Genomic DNA, 14,352 nt, shown 5'->3' with positions numbered 1-14,352 from the left:
GCCCCCGCCCGGCCGCTCCGAAGGGGGATCGCACCGCAGTGCGAAGCACGGAGGTTTTCGAATGTTCCCGCCCGGCCGCTCCGAAGGGGGMTCGCACCGCAGTGCGAAGCACGRAGGTTTTCCCATGACCCGGAGCGTCTGGCGTGCGCTGTTGATCTGGCTGGCGGCGATGGCGCTGGGGCTGGGCCTGCTCTGGAACACCCGTTTCTCCGCGGATGTCTCCTTCTTCCTGCCCTCCAACCCCACGGCCGAGCAATCGGTGATGGTGGACCAGCTGCGCGAGGGCGCGGTGTCGCGTCTGCTGATGGTGGCGATTGCCGGTGGCGACGCGGCGCAGCGGGCCGACGCGTCGCGCGCGCTGCGCGCCTCGCTGGCGGGCAACGAGGCCTTTGCCACGGTGCAGAACGGCGAAGCCGAGGCGATGGACGCCACGCGCGACTTCCTGCTGGCTCACCGCTACCTGCTGAGCACCGCCGTCACGCCCGAGCGCTTCAGCGTGGAAGGTCTGCGCAGCGCGGTGAACAACAGCATCGATCTGCTCAGCTCGTCGGCCGGACTGCTGTTCAAGCCCTTCCTCGCGCGCGACCCCACCGGTGAACTGGTGGAGCTGGTCTCGGGCCTGGGCGGCGGGGTGCAGCCCAACGAGATGGAAGGCGTGTGGGCCTCGCGCGACGGCGAACGCGCCATGCTGCTGGTGCAGACGCACGCGCTCGGCTCCGACACCGATGGACAGTCGGCGGCCGTGGAGCTGATCCGCGAGCGCTTTGCGCAAGCCACGCAGCAGCCGGGAATGGCCGGCTTGACGATGGAGATGTCGGGCCCCGGGCTGTTTGCGGTGCGCGCGCGCGCCACCATCCAGGAAGAGGTCGCGCGCCTGTCGATCATGAGCACGGTCATCATCGCCGTCCTGCTGGGCTTCGTGTACCGCCGCGCTCGCCTCATGCTGCTCACGCTGGTGCCGGTGCTCAGCGGCACGCTGGCCGCCATCGTCACGGTGGGGCTGGTGCACGGCACCGTGTTCGGCATCACGGTTGGCTTTGGCGCCGCACTCATTGGCGAGGCGGTGGACTACGCCATCTACTACTTCGTGCAGTCGGGGCGCATGGGCACGGTGTCCTGGCGCGAGCAGTACTGGCCCACCATTCGCCTGGGTGTGCTCACCTCGTTGCTGGGGTTTGGCGCGTTGCTGTTCTCGGGCTTCCCCGGCCTGGCGCAGCTCGGCCTGTACGCCATCAGCGGCGTGGTCACAGCCGCGCTGGTCACGCGTTACCTGCTGCCGCACCTGGCGGGCCCCGGTGTGCATCTGGCCGATGGCGCGCGCCAGGGCCGCCTGCTGCGCCCGCTGGTGGCGCACGCCAGCGGGCTGCGCTGGCCTTTGCTGGTGGTGGTGCTGGTGGCCGGCGTGTACCTGGCCCAGCACCGCAACGACCTCTGGTACCCCAACCTGTCGGCACTGTCCACGGTCACCGAAGCCGAAGGCGAGCTGGACGCCCGCCTGCGCGCCGACCTCGGCGCGCCCGACGCGCGCTACATGGCGGTGATCACCGCACCCGACCGCGAGAGCGCGCTGCAGGCGGCCGAGCGCGCCGGCGAGCCGCTGCGCCGGCTGGTTGACCAGGGGCTCATCGGCGGCTTTGATTCCCCGGCGCGTTTCCTGCCGAGCGAGGCCATGCAGAACGCGCGGCGCGCCAGCCTGCCGCCGCCCGACGAACTCGGCGCGCGCCTGCGGATCGCGCTGGCCGATGCGCCGCTGTCGGCCGATCGGTTGCAGCCGTTCCTGGACGACGTGCAGGCCGCTCGCAGCGCCCCCAACCTCACCCGCAAAGACCTGGACGGCACCGGTCTGGGCCTGGCGGTGGACGCGCTGCTGCTGCAACGTCCCCAGGGCTGGAGCGTGTTGTTGCCGCTGCGTCCGGCGCCGGCTGCCGCGGGTGCCGACATCCCGGTCGAGGCGGTGCGGGCCGCGCTGGCCGGCAGCGGCGCGATCTTCATCGACCTCAAGGGCGAGTTCGACACGCTCTACGGCGAGTACATCGACGAAGCCATCCTGCTCTCGCTGGCGGGCTTCCTCGCCATCGTCGTGGTGCTGGCCTTCGTGCTGCGCAGCCCGCGGCGGCTGGCCGGCGTGATGCTGCCATTGGTGATGGCGGTGATGGTGGTGGTGGCCGGCCTGCACGCCTGTGGCGTGCGCCTGCACCTGCTGCACCTGGTGGGCGTGTTGCTCACGGTGGCGGTGGGTTCCAACTACGCGCTGTTCTTCGACCGCCTCGCGCTCGGGGAAGCGCTGGACGATGAAACCCTGCTGTCGATCGGCGTGGCCAGCACCACCACCGCGATCGGCTTCGGCGTGCTGGCCATTTCCTCGGTGCCCGTGCTGCAGGCCATCGGCGTGACGGTGGGGCCGGGCGCGGTGCTGGCGCTGGTGCTGTCGGCGGCGTTCGCGGTGAGAAAGCCCACGCCGTGACCACCACGCTGCGCACCGTCGGCACCTTGCGCGCTGCGCCGCAGTTGCTCGTGATGCTGCCTGGTGTGGCCATGCGCCCCGAAGCCATATTCGACGCCGGCTTTTCCCGCGCCATCGCGCAGCGCGGCCTGCCGCTGGACCTGCTGGCGGTCGACATCAGTGGTGTCGGGCTCGATGCCGTGCACACCTGGGACGCCCTGCAGAAAGACATCCTCACGCCGGCGCGTGAGCGCGGCGCACGCGTGTGGCTGGGCGGCATCTCGCTCGGCGGCATGGTGGCCATGGCGCACCTGGCCGCGCGGCCCGGCGTGGCCGACGGCCTGTGCCTGCTCGCGCCCTACCCGGGCAGCCTGCCCAGCGTCAACATCGTCGAGCGCGCCGGGGGCCCGGACCCATGGCAACCCAGCGAGGAAGACCTGCGCGACCCCGAGCTGCGCGTCTGGCAATGGCTCAAGCGCCCGCCACCCGACTTGCCGGTGTTCATCGGCCACGGCACCGAAGACCGTTTTGCCGCGCGCATCCAGCGCGTGGCCGAACGTTTCCCGCCGGCCTCGCGCCACACCGTTGCGGGTGGTCACGACTGGGCGGCCTGGCTGCCGCTGTGGGAGCGTTTCCTGGATGCCGGCCAATTCTCCCGCTGACATGTCGCGCTGGACCCCGGCCCCCTTTCTGAGCGCGAGCGCCGCCGTGCACGGCGCGGCCGCCCTCGGCACGCTGGCCGTGCCCACCGCCTGGCCCTGGGCCGTGGGCGCGCTGGTGGCCAACCACGTGCTGCTGGCCGGCGCCGGGCTGTTGCCGCGCGCCACGCTGCTCGGCCCCAACCTGATCCGCCTGCCCGAGGCCGCCGCGCGGCGGCGCGAGATCGCGCTGACCATCGACGACGGGCCCGACCCCGAGGTCACGCCGCGTGTGCTCGACCTGCTCGACGCGGCGGACGCGCGCGCCAGCTTCTTCTGCATCGGGCGCATCGCCGAACAACATCCCGCGCTGTGCCGCTCCATCGTGCAGCGCGGCCACCGCGTCGAAAACCACGGGTATGCACACAGCAACGCCTTCTCGCTGTTCGGCCCGGGCGCGATGCGGCGCGACATCGTGCGCGCGCAGACCCTGCTTGCCGACATCACCGGTGAGGCGCCAGCGTTCTTCCGCGCCACAGCCGGCCTGCGCAACCCCTTCCTCGATCCCGTGCTGCACGGCCTGGGCCTGAAGCTCGCCACCTGGACGCGCCGCGCCTACGACACTCGCACCGGCGACGCCGAGCGCGTGCACCAGCGCCTCGCGCGGCACCTGGGTGCAGGCGACATCGTGCTGATGCACGACGGCCACTGCGCGCGCACGCCCACCGGCGAGCCGGTGGTGCTCGCGGTGCTGCCGCGCCTGCTGCAGACCATTGCCGAACGCCAGCTGCATCCCGTCACGCTGACCCAGGCGCTGTCCCCATGAGCCGCCACTCCGTTCAACAGCTGGTTCACGAGGCGAGCCAGACCTTCCGCGCCAGCGGGCACTTCGCCTACCACTACGCGCGCGGCAAGCTCGGTTACGACAGCATCTTTCACGAGATGCTGCGCCGCGGCCTGCTGCCCGAGGGCGGCCACTACCTCGACCTCGGCTGCGGCCAGGGCAGCCTGTTCGCCTGGCTGCTGGCGGCGCGCCGCCTGCACGAACAAGGGCACTGGCCCACGGGCTGGGCGCCGCCACCGCAGCCGAAGCAGCTGCGCGGCGTGGAACTGATGCAGCGCGACGTGGACCGCGCCGCGTGCGCCTTCGGCCCGCAGCACCCGGTGGTGCGGGTGGAGCAGGGCGACATGAACGCGGTGGACTTCGGTCGGCCCGATGCCATCGTGATCCTCGACGCGCTGCACTACTTCAGCCACGAGCAGCAGCGCGCCGTGCTCGCGCGCATCCGCCAGGCGCTGCCGCCCGGCGGCGTGTTCCTCACGCGCATCGGCGACGCCGGCGCCGGCCTCACCTACCGCATCTGCAACGGCCTGGACCGCCTCGTCACCTACTCGCGCGGCCACCGTCTGCCCCGCCTGTACTGCCGCACGCTGCAGGACTGGGTGGCCGAGCTCGAACGACTGGGCTTCGTGGTCGAAACCGAGCCCATGAGCGGGCGCAAACCCTTTGCCAACGTGATGCTGGTGTGTAAGGTGCCGCACGGAGCGGCGCCGGTGAACCTGCCACCATCTGAGACAATGCCCGACCCCGTTTCCTCCCTCTCCACGTGAAGCCCCTGCTGCTGTCAGCCACCACCGTCACCACCTGCCTGGGCGTCGGGCTCGATGCCCACCGCGCGGCCTTGCGTGACAACCGCAGCGGCCTGCAGCCCTGTGCATTCGAGACCGTGGACCTGCCCACCTGGGTGGGCGAGGTCGCGGGGGTGGACGATCACCCTTTGCCCGCGGCGCTGCGCGCCTACAACTGCCGCAACCACCGCTTGGCCCTGCTCGCGCTCAGGGCCGACGGCTTCGAGGATCGCGTGCGCGCTGCCGTCGCCAAGCACGGTGCGGGGCGCGTGGGCGTCTTCATGGGCACCAGCACCTCCGGCATCCTGCAGACCGAGCTGGCCTACCGCGAGCGCGATCCTGTCACCGGCGCATTGCCCGCGTCGTTCAGTTACGGCACCACGCACAACCCCTACGCGCTCAGCGAGCTTCTGCGCCAGCACCTGGGCATCACCGGCATGGCCACCACGATTTCCACCGCGTGTTCGTCCAGCGCCAAGGTGTTTGCCGCGGCGGCGCGCCAGCTCGAGCTGGGCACCATCGACGCGGCGCTGGTCGGCGGTGTCGACTCGCTGTGCCTCACCACCTTGTACGGTTTCGCTTCGCTCGAGCTCACGTCGCGCGAACCTTGCCGCCCTTATGACGCTGGCCGCAACGGCATCTCGATCGGCGAGGGCGCGGCCTACGCGCTGCTCGAACGCGCCGACGCCGCGCCCACTGACGCCGTGTGGTTGTTGGGTTCGGGCGAATCGAGTGACGCGCACCACATGTCCGCGCCGCACCCCGAGGGCCTGGGCGCAAAGATGGCGATGCAGGCCGCCTTGCGCTCTGCATCGCTGAGCCCGGGCGCCATCGACTACATCAATCTGCACGGCACGGCCACGCCGGCCAACGACAGCGCCGAGGGCCTGGCCGTGTCCGCCGTGTTCGAAGAACATGTGGCCTGCTCGTCCACCAAGGGGGCCACCGGCCACACGCTGGGCGCCGCCGGTGCCGTCGAGACCGTGCTGTGCACGATCGCGCTGGTCGACGGCTTCGTGCCCGGCAGCCCCGGCACGCGCGCGCTCGATCCCGCGATCCCGATGAACTACCAGTTGCAGGGGGCCGACGCACCGCTGCGCCACGCGCTCACCAACTCTTTCGGGTTTGGCGGCAGCAACTGCAGCCTGGTGTTCGGCAGGGGCGCGGCATGAGCGCTGCGCCGGGCCGTTCCCAAGCAAGCTCGCACCGCAGTGCGCAGCACGGAGGTATTCCAGCTGGCGTGCCCTTGACCGCCTGGATCACCGGCGTGGGCTTCATCGCGCCCGGCCTGCCCGACTGGCCGAGCGCGCGCGCTGTGCTGCGCGGCGAGCAGGCCTGGGTATCGGTGCCTTCGCTGCTGCCGGCCCCGGCGATCCTGCCACCGGCCGAGCGGCGCCGCGCCAGCCGCGTGATCAAGCTCACCCTGGGCATCGGTCTGGAGGCCGCGGCGGGTGCGGACGTGTCCACCCTCGCCACCGTGTTCAGCTCCTCGGGGTCTGACGGCCACAACTGCCACGCGCTGTGCGAACAGCTCGCCACCGACGACCGCCACGTCTCGCCCACGCGCTTTCACAACTCGGTGCACAACGCGCCCGCCGGTTACTGGGGCATCGCCACGAAGTCGATGGCGCCTTGCCAGGTGATGTGCGCCTTCGACGGCAGCTTTGGCGCCGGCCTGCTGGATGCGCTGGGCCAGGTGGTGCTGGACCAGCAAGCCACACTGCTGCTGGCCTACGACAGCGAGTACCCCGAGCCACTGCGCGCCAAGCGCCCGGTGCCCGACTGCGCGGGCGTCGCGCTGCGACTGGAGCCCGCGCCGTCTGCGCAGGCGCTGGCACGCATCACGGTGCAGACCACCGAGGCGCCCGCGCCGCCCTGGGGCCACGCCGCGTTGGAGCCCCTGCGCGCGGCCATCCCCGCGCTGCGCGCGTTGCCGCTTCTGGATCGCCTGGCGCAAGGCGAGGCTGGCGAGGTGTGCCTGGACTACCTGCCCGGCCTGCAGCTCGTGGTGCGGGTGGAGCCGGTATGAGCGCCGCGCCGGGCCGTTCCCAAGCCAGCTCGYACCGCAGCCCGCAGGGCGAAGGTATCCCGGTGAGCGCCGCGCCGGGCCGTTCCCAAGCCAGCTCGCACCGCAGCCCGCAGGGCGAAGGTCCTCCAGTGAGCCCCACAGCCCTGGATCACGCCTGGATCGCGGCTCGCATTCCGCACCAGGGCAGCATGTGCCTGCTGGACGCGGTCATCGACTGGTCGGCCGATCACGTCGTCTGCCGCGCCGTGGGCCACACCGACCCGGCGCACCCGCTGCGCGAAGCCGGTCGCCTGGGCGCGTCCACCGGAATCGAATACGCGGCGCAGGCCATGGCGGTGCATGGCGCGCTCGTGGCCGGTGCGAACGATGCGCCGCGCCAGGGCTACCTCACCAGCGTGCGCGGTGTCACCTTGCACGCCGAACGGCTCGACGACCTGCCAGGCCCCTTGAGCGTGCGCGCCGAGCGCGTCTCGGGCGACGCCAACAACGTGCTTTACCGCTTCACGCTCCACCACGGCGAACGCTGCCTGCTCGAAGGGCGCGCGGCCGTGGTGCTCGACGCGGACGCACGCTGAACAAGGACACAACCCCATGAAACGAGCCCTGGTCACCGGCGGCAGCGGCGGCATCGGCGCGGCGATTTGCCAGCGCCTGGCCGCCGACGGACATCACGTCATCGTGCACGCGCACCGCGCGCTGGACAAAGCCACCGCCATCGCGCAGTCCATCCGCGACAGCGGCGGCAGCGCCGAGGCCGTCGCCTTCGACGTGACCGACCGCGCCGCCACCGCTGCCGCGCTCCAAGCGCTGCTCGAAGCCGGGGCGGTGCAGATCCTGGTGAACAACGCCGGCATCCACGACGACGCGGTGTTTCCCGGCATGACCGGTGAGCAATGGGACCGCGTGCTCGACGTCTCGCTCAACGGCTTCTACAACGTGACGCAGCCGCTCACGATGCCCATGATCCGCAAACGCTGGGGCCGCATCATCTCCATCTCGTCGATCGCCGGCGTCATGGGCAACCGGGGCCAGGTGAACTATGCGGCCGCCAAGGGAGCGCTGCACGCAGCCAGCAAGTCGCTCGCACTCGAACTCGCCAGCCGCGGCATCACCGTCAACGCGGTGGCGCCCGGCATCATCGAGACCGACATGATCGAAGGCGCCTTCGATGCCGAGGCCATCAAACGCCTGGTGCCGATGCAGCGCGCCGGCCGAGCCGACGAAGTGGCCGAGCTGGTGGCTTTCCTGGCCTCCGACAAGGCCGCCTACCTGAGCGGGCAGGTGATTTCGATCAATGGGGGGATGGCCTGAGGCCACACCGCCTGAGTGGAGTGCCGTCGCCAGCAGGTGCCGTGTCGATTTCGCGTCCCCTTGTTCGTCGAACAGGGAAGCCGGGCCGTCTTCCCGGTATCAAAGGAGCGACACATGGGCAAAGTCATCGTGGAGCAGATCGTCAGCGCAGACGGCTATGCCGAAGACGCGGATGGCGGCATCGGATTCTTCGCCAATGCGGAGTGGATCAACGGCGTGGATGGCGAGCAGCTGCGGATGTTGTCCGGCGTCGCGGCCATCGTCCTCGGCGCCAAGACCTACCGGATGTTCGCCGACTATTGGCCAACCGCCGATCCCGCAGTCGATCCGGTCGCGACGCCGATCCGGGAACTCCCGAAGTTCGTCGTTTCCTCCTCGCTCGAATCGGCCCCCTGGGGAACGAGCGATTCGGCTGAAATTCTCAGGGGCGACGGCGTGGCCGCGGTCCGCGACCTGCGCCACCGATTCACCGGCAACCTGATCATCTGGGGCAGCCTGAGTCTGAGCGATGCGTTGCTGCGCGCGGGCGAAGTCGACGTGCTGCGCCTGCGTGTGCTGCCGGTGCTGCTGGGTCGTGGCCGATCCTTTGCCCCGTCGGACCTGGGTTTGCGCCGGTTGTCGCTGGCCACCGCGCAACCGCTCGCGGGCGGTCCGGTTGTGCTCGAATACAGTCTGGCGCCCTGATCAGCGGACAGCGTGATCCGTCGATCAAGGCGATCGGTGAGCTCCAATCACAGGCCGCAGACGGCATGCACGTCGCCCTCCTGCAACCATCAGACGCACCACGCTACCGGCTTCTGATGCTCGAAGCCTGCGAGCTGGCCACTGACGCCTTTACAGCCACGCCCCAGGAACGCGTCGCCGAGCCGAAGTCCTTCTGGATCAAGCGCATCGCGGACCCATCGGGCAGGAGTGCAGCCATTGGCGCCTTTGCCGATGGAGAACTGGTGGGCACGGTGGCCGTGGAGTTCTCGGCGAAGCCCAAGACAAGACACAAAGCCCACGCCATCGGCATGTAGCCCGACACGCCAGAGGCTCTGCGCAGACGACTCACCAACGACCTGAACCAATGGAGGACGCTGGTGGCCCGGGGAGCACCGGGTGTCACGGAAGCTCGGCCTTTGGCGTTCCTGGATTGAGCTAGGGGCTGCTGCGCAGTGCCGAGGCGCCGCGCACAATGCCGCGCAGCTTGGGCGCCACCATCGGCACCGTCAGCATGGTGCTGGCCACCGCCATCAGCAGCAGCGCGGTGAAGGTCTCGTTGGTGATGATCTGTTTGTCCAGCAGGATGTTGGCGAAGATGATCATGATCAGTGCCTTGGTCTGCAGCAGCCAGCCGATGATGGACGCCTCGCCGGCGGGCCATCGCAGCCAGCGCCCGGCGGCGTGAACGCCCAGCAGCTTGCCGCTGACCGAGGCCAGCAGCAGCAGGGCCGCCGCGCCGAACACCGCCGCGCCACCCACGGCCCATTCGGTGCGCAGCCCGGTGGAGAGGAAGAACACCGGCATCAGCACCAGCAGCACGTGGTGGCGCAACAGATCCAGCTTTTCCTGGTCAAACCACTCGGTGTCCATCACCACGCCGGCCAGGAACGCACCCACCATGTAGTGCAGGCCTGACCAGTCGGCGCCGAAGGCACACACCGCGAGCCAGATCAGGCTCACGGCCCAGCGGTCGGGCTCGGTCAGGCGGCGCATGAGGTGGCGAAAGGCAAAGCTGAGCACCACAAAGGCCAACAGGAAGGTCGCTTGTTTGCCCACGCGCTGCCAGTCCATCAGGATCAGCGCGAGCACGCCCCAGATGGCGATGTCGTCCAGGCTCGCGTAGCGCAGGATGCGCTGGCCCAGCGGCTGGCGCAGCATGTGCAGCTTCTCCATCAGCAGGATGAGGATGGGCAGGGCGGTGACGGCGCAGGCCATGCCCACGCCCATCACGAACTGCCAGGGCCGCGCGGCGGCGCCGACCCAGCCGGACTGGCCCAGCAGCACGAGCGCGGCGGCGCAGCCCAGCAGCAGCGGCGTGCCCAGCGCCAGGCCCGCGGTGATGCCGCTTTCGCGCCGGTGCTTCCAGGCCTGGCGCAGGTCCAGCTCCACGCCGGCGATCATCACGAACAGCATCACCGCCCACCACGCGATGCCGTTGAGCGACTGGATCACCGTGGGGTTGAAGACGAAGCGGTAGATCTCGGGAAACGCCTGGCCCAGCACGCCGGGCCCGAGCAGGATGCCGGTGATGATCTGCACCACCACCAGCGGCGCCCAGTAGTCGGTGCGGCCCAGGCGCCAGATCAGCCAGGGCAGGGTGAAGATGACCGCCATGGCGATCAGGAAAATCTCGGTGGTGTTCATGCCGTGGGGCTCATTTGACGAGGCGCCGCCACAGCAGCAGCGGCAGGCGCAGCACAAAGCCGACCAGCAGCCGCGCGTGCATCCCGCTCAGCAGCAGGTTGTCGCGCACGTAGTTGAAGTGCGAGACGCCGCCTTCCTGCGGCGAGAAGTAGCGCACCGGTGCGTCGAGGTTGATCGGCCGCACGCCGGCCCAGCACAGGCGCACCACGGCCTCGGGGTCGAAGTCGAAGCGGCGCATGAAGCGCGTGCCGTGCATCACCTTCATGAGCGGCGCGATCGGGTAGACGCGAAAACCGTAGAGCGAATCGCCGATGCCCAAGCTCAGCGTTTCCAGGTTGGCCCAGCCGTTGGAGAGTTTGCGGCCCATCACACGCACCAGAGGTGCCTCTGCCCCGAACACCGGCTTGCCCAGCACCATGGCGTTCGGCGCGGCTTGCGACGCTGCCATGAAATCGGGGATCAGGGTCTCGGGGTGCTGGCCGTCGGAGTCCATGGTGAGCGCGTGCGTGAAGCCGGCCTGCGCCGCCAGCGTGATGCCATGCAGCACGGCCGAGCCCTTGCCCTGGTTCTCGGTCAGCACCAGCACACGCAGGCCGGGGTCGGTGGCGGCCTCGGCACTCAGCCAGTCGGCCGAGCCATCGGTGCTGCCGTCCACCACCACCCACACCGGTGTCCACTGCGCGCGCGCTGCGCGCACCGTGGCGAGCACCTTGCGGCCCGGGTTGAAGCTGGGGATGAGGACCAGGTGTGTGGTGCTGGGAAGGTTCATGCCATGGAAGGTTGTGCGAGCTCGGAGCGAAAGTAGGCTTCGAGCTCGGTGGTGAAGGCGCGCGCATCGCGTGGCGCCTCGAAGCGCTTGCCCAGGCGGACGCGGCAGGTCAGTGGCAGGCTGGGCTTGCGCCACAGCGGCCAGCCCTTGCCCAGGTAAGGGCTGGAGAACTCGATGATCAGGGTTTGCACCGGCACGGCAGCGCGGGTGGCCACGAGCGCGGTCGATCTCGACAGCGGGTTGAGCGGGTTCGCCGGGTAGCCCTGCGTGCGCGTGCCTTCGGGGAAGATCACGACCTGCGCGCCTTGCCGCAGCTCGCGCCGGCAGCTCAGCACGGCGCCCAGCAGGTTGTCGTTGCGCACGTAGCGTGCCATGCGCGCGCCCGCACCGAACAGCGGGTTGTCCATCAGGCTGGCCTTCATGATGCAGACCGCGTTGGGCAGGCGTGAGGTGATCAGCACCGCGTCCAGCAGGGAAGGGTGGTTGGCCGCGATGACCATGGGCCCCTGGTCGCGCAACGCATCGATGGCGGTGAGATCGAAGCGGCAGGCACACAGCAGGCGCAGCACGCCGACGTACAGCCGGAAGCCGCGCATGATGGCCTGGCGGCCCAGCCAGCGCCCCAGCGGGCCTGGCAGCACCGGGTACAGCGCGAGCGCCAGCGGCGACCAGCTCAGGCACACCACCGCGAGCGCACCCAGGCCCACCACCATGGCGACGTGCTCGTACACGCTCCACAGCAGCGAGGTCGGGCGGGCCATCGCGGTCATGCCGGTGGCATCGGGTGGATCGCCTGGGATTCGATTTCCACCAGCAGATCGGCTCGGCAGATGTCGGCCTGCACGCACACCACCGGCGCGCCACGCAGCAGGGGCTGCAGCGTGCGCTGCACGGTGTCGGCATCTCCCGCGTGCCGCACATAGACACGATGACCGAGGCCTTCGAGCGAAAACGGCTGGGCCGAGCGGGCCTGGCGATTGGCCTCCAGGACGATGCATTCCAGGTTGCGCACGGTCTCCACGCATTGCGCGGCCACGTCGCCCGGGTGCACCGTCTCGTGCCTCACGATGCTGGCCGTGCCCGAGATGAACAGCGCCTCCTGCCCCTGTGGGTAGGCCAGCGCGGCGCGCGAGAAGGTGGGTGCGCGCGGTCCGTATTGCGCCGGGTAACGCCAGGCGCTCACCTGACGCGGGTTCTCCAGCGGCACCACCGGCGAAATGCCGGCCAGGAAGGCCACCGACAGCGGGCCGTTCGCCACGCCGAGGGCGCAGGCCGCCGGCACCTGGCCACCGGTGTCGCGCCGGGCCTGCACGAACGCCTCGTACCTGCCCTGGTTGAACTGGCGGTAACGCTCCAGTCCGTGCGACTCACCGTTGATGCGGCCCAGGTAGTTCCACACCCGCCACAGGTGGGGCGTGCCCTGCGCGCGCAGCAGGCCGAACAGGCGCTCGTAGACCAGCCGGCTGGCGGATTGCAGGGGCGTGGTCCCGCTGGCAGCGCAGTCGTTTTCATGCAGCTCGATCACGCCGTACAGCAGGTCGGCGCTGCGCCGCCAGTGGATGCCCTCGCTGTGCCCCTGCTGCACCGGGCCGTCGGCGCGCCAGACTTCCTGCAGCCACGGCGCGCTGGCGTTCAGCAGCGGTGCGCGCAGGTGCTGCTGCGGCCAGGCCACGGTGGGCGCTTCCTTGAAATCGCCGATCACCGCGCCCCCCAGTTCTGCGCCCGCGTCCTGCGCACCGGATGCCGGCGAGGTGGTGTGGTGCAGCGTCACGGCGAGCGGGCCAGGGCCGCGTCGTCCACCGGCCGGATGTTGGCGCGGCGGTTGCGCCAGGCGGCGAAGGCGCGCCGGGGTTGCATGATGTTGGCCGCGAAGTAGAGTGCCTTGAACGCCAACAGCGAGCGCGCGATGGGCGCGCCGCCGTACACGTCGCCGGCCAGGGTGGAGAGCAGGGCCTCCTTCACGCGGAAGATGTTGCGCGGGCCCATGAAGAAGTCGCGCATGATGGGGTTGGTCACGCGGTAGATGAACCACGAGAAGGCCTTCGGCCCGTAGCGCATGTGGCGGTCGAAGCGCTTGAGCGCGGCAGCCGCGCGCGCGGGCTCGCGCAGGCAGGTGTCGATGGTCTGCGCGCCGAGCTCACCGCCGCTCATGGCCAGCCAGACGCCCGAAGAGAACACCGGGTCGATGAAGGTGAAGGCGTCGCCCAGCATCAGGTAGTTGTTGCCATGGTTGCGCTGGGCGGCGTAGGAAAAATTGCCGGTGGCCTCGACCGGCGCGACGAGGTGGGCCTTCTCCAGGCGCTCGGTCAGCCCCTTGCAGGTGGCGATGTTGTCCATCAGGAACTGCTCCACGCTGCGCCCGTTGCGCGTCTTCATGTTGTATGGCCAGGTCACCATGCCCACGCTGGTGGCGCCGTCGTGCAGCGGGATGAACCAGAACCAGCCGTGGTCGAACCAGAAGATCGTGATGTTGCCCTCGGCCTCGCCTTCGTTGCGGCGCGCGTTGGCGAAGTGGCAATACACCGCCGCGCTGTTGTGGCGCGGGTTGCGTTCCTTGATCTTGAAGCGCGATGCCAGAAACGTGTCGCGCCCCGAGGCGTCCACCAGGAACTTCGCATTCCACACGGTGCTGCGGCCGTCGTCGTGTTCGGCATGCACGCGCACCGTGTGGTCGGGCAGGAACTCCACCGACCGCGCCGTGCAGCCCTCAAACACCTCGACACCCTTGCTTTGTGCGTTGCGGATCAGGATCTCGTCGAACTCCGCGCGCTTGACCTGATACGCGTAGGGCATGGACTTGTCCCAGGCATCGGCGAACTCGAAGGTCTGTGTGTGCTCATGGTGAGGTGAGACGAATTCGGCGCCCGGCTTGTATTGCCCGATGGCGCGCACCGCGTCGGCCACGCCCAGGCGTTCCAGCAAGGGCAGGTTGGCCGGGAGCAGGGATTCGCCAATGTGAAAGCGAGGGTGGTGTGCCTTTTCCAGCAGCACCACGCGGTGACCTCTTTCGGCCAGCATGGGTGAGATGGTGGAGCCGGCTGGCCCCCCGCCGATCACGAGAACGTCGCACTCATGGCGTTCGGATCCCGGATTGTCGTTGTTCATGTGGGTGCACCCTCAGCGCCTGCTCGTGCAGGCCATGGGGTGTGGAGTGGGCGGTTGAAAATTGTAGCGGCGTAACTCG

15 protein-coding genes are annotated in these 14,352 nt (G+C 69.7%); 10 read left to right on the top strand and 5 right to left on the bottom strand.

What is annotated here, in order from left to right; translation table 11 throughout:
* The first annotated feature begins 124 nt into the window (after positions 1-124).
* From ASE11_RS00415 to ASE11_RS00370, 10 genes are all read left to right on the top strand, one after another.
* Entirely contained in the window at positions 125-2,464 is a 2,340-nt protein-coding gene (locus ASE11_RS00415; protein ID WP_056265515.1) for an MMPL family transporter, read from the top strand.
* Positions 2,461-3,105 (top strand): alpha/beta hydrolase, encoded by a 645-nt coding sequence (locus ASE11_RS00410; protein WP_056264180.1) that lies wholly within the window; start codon positions 2,461-2,463, stop codon positions 3,103-3,105. The genes ASE11_RS00415 and ASE11_RS00410 overlap by 4 nt, the downstream gene beginning before the upstream one ends.
* Position 3,106: 1 nt before the next feature.
* Complete coding sequence (locus tag ASE11_RS00405) at positions 3,107-3,907, top strand: polysaccharide deacetylase family protein (RefSeq protein WP_082585415.1); 801 nt, start codon at positions 3,107-3,109, stop codon at positions 3,905-3,907.
* Complete coding sequence (locus ASE11_RS00400; protein WP_056264172.1) at positions 3,904-4,692, top strand: class I SAM-dependent methyltransferase; 789 nt, start codon at positions 3,904-3,906, stop codon at positions 4,690-4,692. The genes ASE11_RS00405 and ASE11_RS00400 overlap by 4 nt, the downstream gene beginning before the upstream one ends.
* Entirely contained in the window at positions 4,689-5,882 is a 1,194-nt protein-coding gene (locus ASE11_RS00395) for a beta-ketoacyl-[acyl-carrier-protein] synthase family protein (RefSeq protein WP_056264169.1), read from the top strand. The genes ASE11_RS00400 and ASE11_RS00395 overlap by 4 nt, the downstream gene beginning before the upstream one ends.
* Before the next feature lie 68 nt (positions 5,883-5,950).
* The gene (locus ASE11_RS00390) at positions 5,951-6,739 is read left to right on the top strand and encodes a beta-ketoacyl synthase chain length factor (protein ID WP_056264165.1); all 789 of its coding nucleotides are present in this window, start codon (positions 5,951-5,953) and stop codon (positions 6,737-6,739) included.
* Positions 6,736-7,314, top strand: a complete 579-nt coding sequence (locus ASE11_RS00385; protein WP_321166252.1) for a hotdog family protein — start codon at positions 6,736-6,738, stop codon at positions 7,312-7,314. Before ASE11_RS00390 ends, ASE11_RS00385 begins: the two co-directional genes overlap by 4 nt.
* 16 nt (positions 7,315-7,330) lie before the next feature.
* Entirely contained in the window at positions 7,331-8,050 is a 720-nt protein-coding gene (gene fabG / locus ASE11_RS00380) for a 3-oxoacyl-ACP reductase FabG (protein WP_056264162.1), read from the top strand.
* A 114-nt stretch (positions 8,051-8,164) separates the two neighbouring features.
* Positions 8,165-8,734, top strand: coding sequence for a dihydrofolate reductase family protein (locus ASE11_RS00375; RefSeq protein ID WP_056264158.1), 570 nt, complete (start codon positions 8,165-8,167; stop codon positions 8,732-8,734).
* 65 nt (positions 8,735-8,799) lie between these two features.
* On the top strand, positions 8,800-9,069 hold the full coding sequence (locus ASE11_RS00370; RefSeq protein ID WP_156406178.1) for a hypothetical protein: 270 nt from the start codon (positions 8,800-8,802) through the stop codon (positions 9,067-9,069).
* A gap of 121 nt (positions 9,070-9,190) precedes the next feature.
* Here ASE11_RS00370 and ASE11_RS00365 read toward each other — a convergent pair whose 3' ends face one another.
* The 5 genes from ASE11_RS00365 to ASE11_RS00345 are packed head-to-tail and all read right to left on the bottom strand — an operon-like array spanning position 9,191 to position 14,273.
* Positions 9,191-10,399: a cation:proton antiporter gene (locus tag ASE11_RS00365; protein WP_056264152.1), complete on the bottom strand. Its 1,209-nt coding sequence runs from the start codon at positions 10,397-10,399 to the stop codon at positions 9,191-9,193.
* Positions 10,400-10,409: 10 nt separating this feature from the next.
* Positions 10,410-11,168 carry a glycosyltransferase family 2 protein gene (locus tag ASE11_RS00360; RefSeq protein WP_056264149.1) on the bottom strand — a complete coding sequence of 253 codons (759 nt, stop codon included), beginning with the start codon at positions 11,166-11,168 and terminating at the stop codon, positions 10,410-10,412.
* Positions 11,165-11,938 carry a lysophospholipid acyltransferase family protein gene (locus ASE11_RS00355; RefSeq protein ID WP_056264145.1) on the bottom strand — a complete coding sequence of 258 codons (774 nt, stop codon included), beginning with the start codon at positions 11,936-11,938 and terminating at the stop codon, positions 11,165-11,167. The genes ASE11_RS00360 and ASE11_RS00355 overlap by 4 nt, the downstream gene beginning before the upstream one ends.
* Entirely contained in the window at positions 11,935-12,939 is a 1,005-nt protein-coding gene (locus tag ASE11_RS00350; RefSeq protein ID WP_056264141.1) for a hypothetical protein, read from the bottom strand. The genes ASE11_RS00355 and ASE11_RS00350 overlap by 4 nt, the downstream gene beginning before the upstream one ends.
* Positions 12,936-14,273, bottom strand: coding sequence for an NAD(P)/FAD-dependent oxidoreductase (locus tag ASE11_RS00345; RefSeq protein WP_056264137.1), 1,338 nt, complete (start codon positions 14,271-14,273; stop codon positions 12,936-12,938). The genes ASE11_RS00350 and ASE11_RS00345 overlap by 4 nt, the downstream gene beginning before the upstream one ends.
* Positions 14,274-14,352: the final 79 nt, after the last annotated feature.

The organism is Hydrogenophaga sp. Root209 (genome assembly GCF_001428625.1).
In the GTDB taxonomy this organism is placed as follows: domain Bacteria; phylum Pseudomonadota; class Gammaproteobacteria; order Burkholderiales; family Burkholderiaceae_C; genus Hydrogenophaga.
Note: the sequence above shows the minus strand (reverse complement) of the source record. Positions and strands in the feature narration are given on the sequence as shown.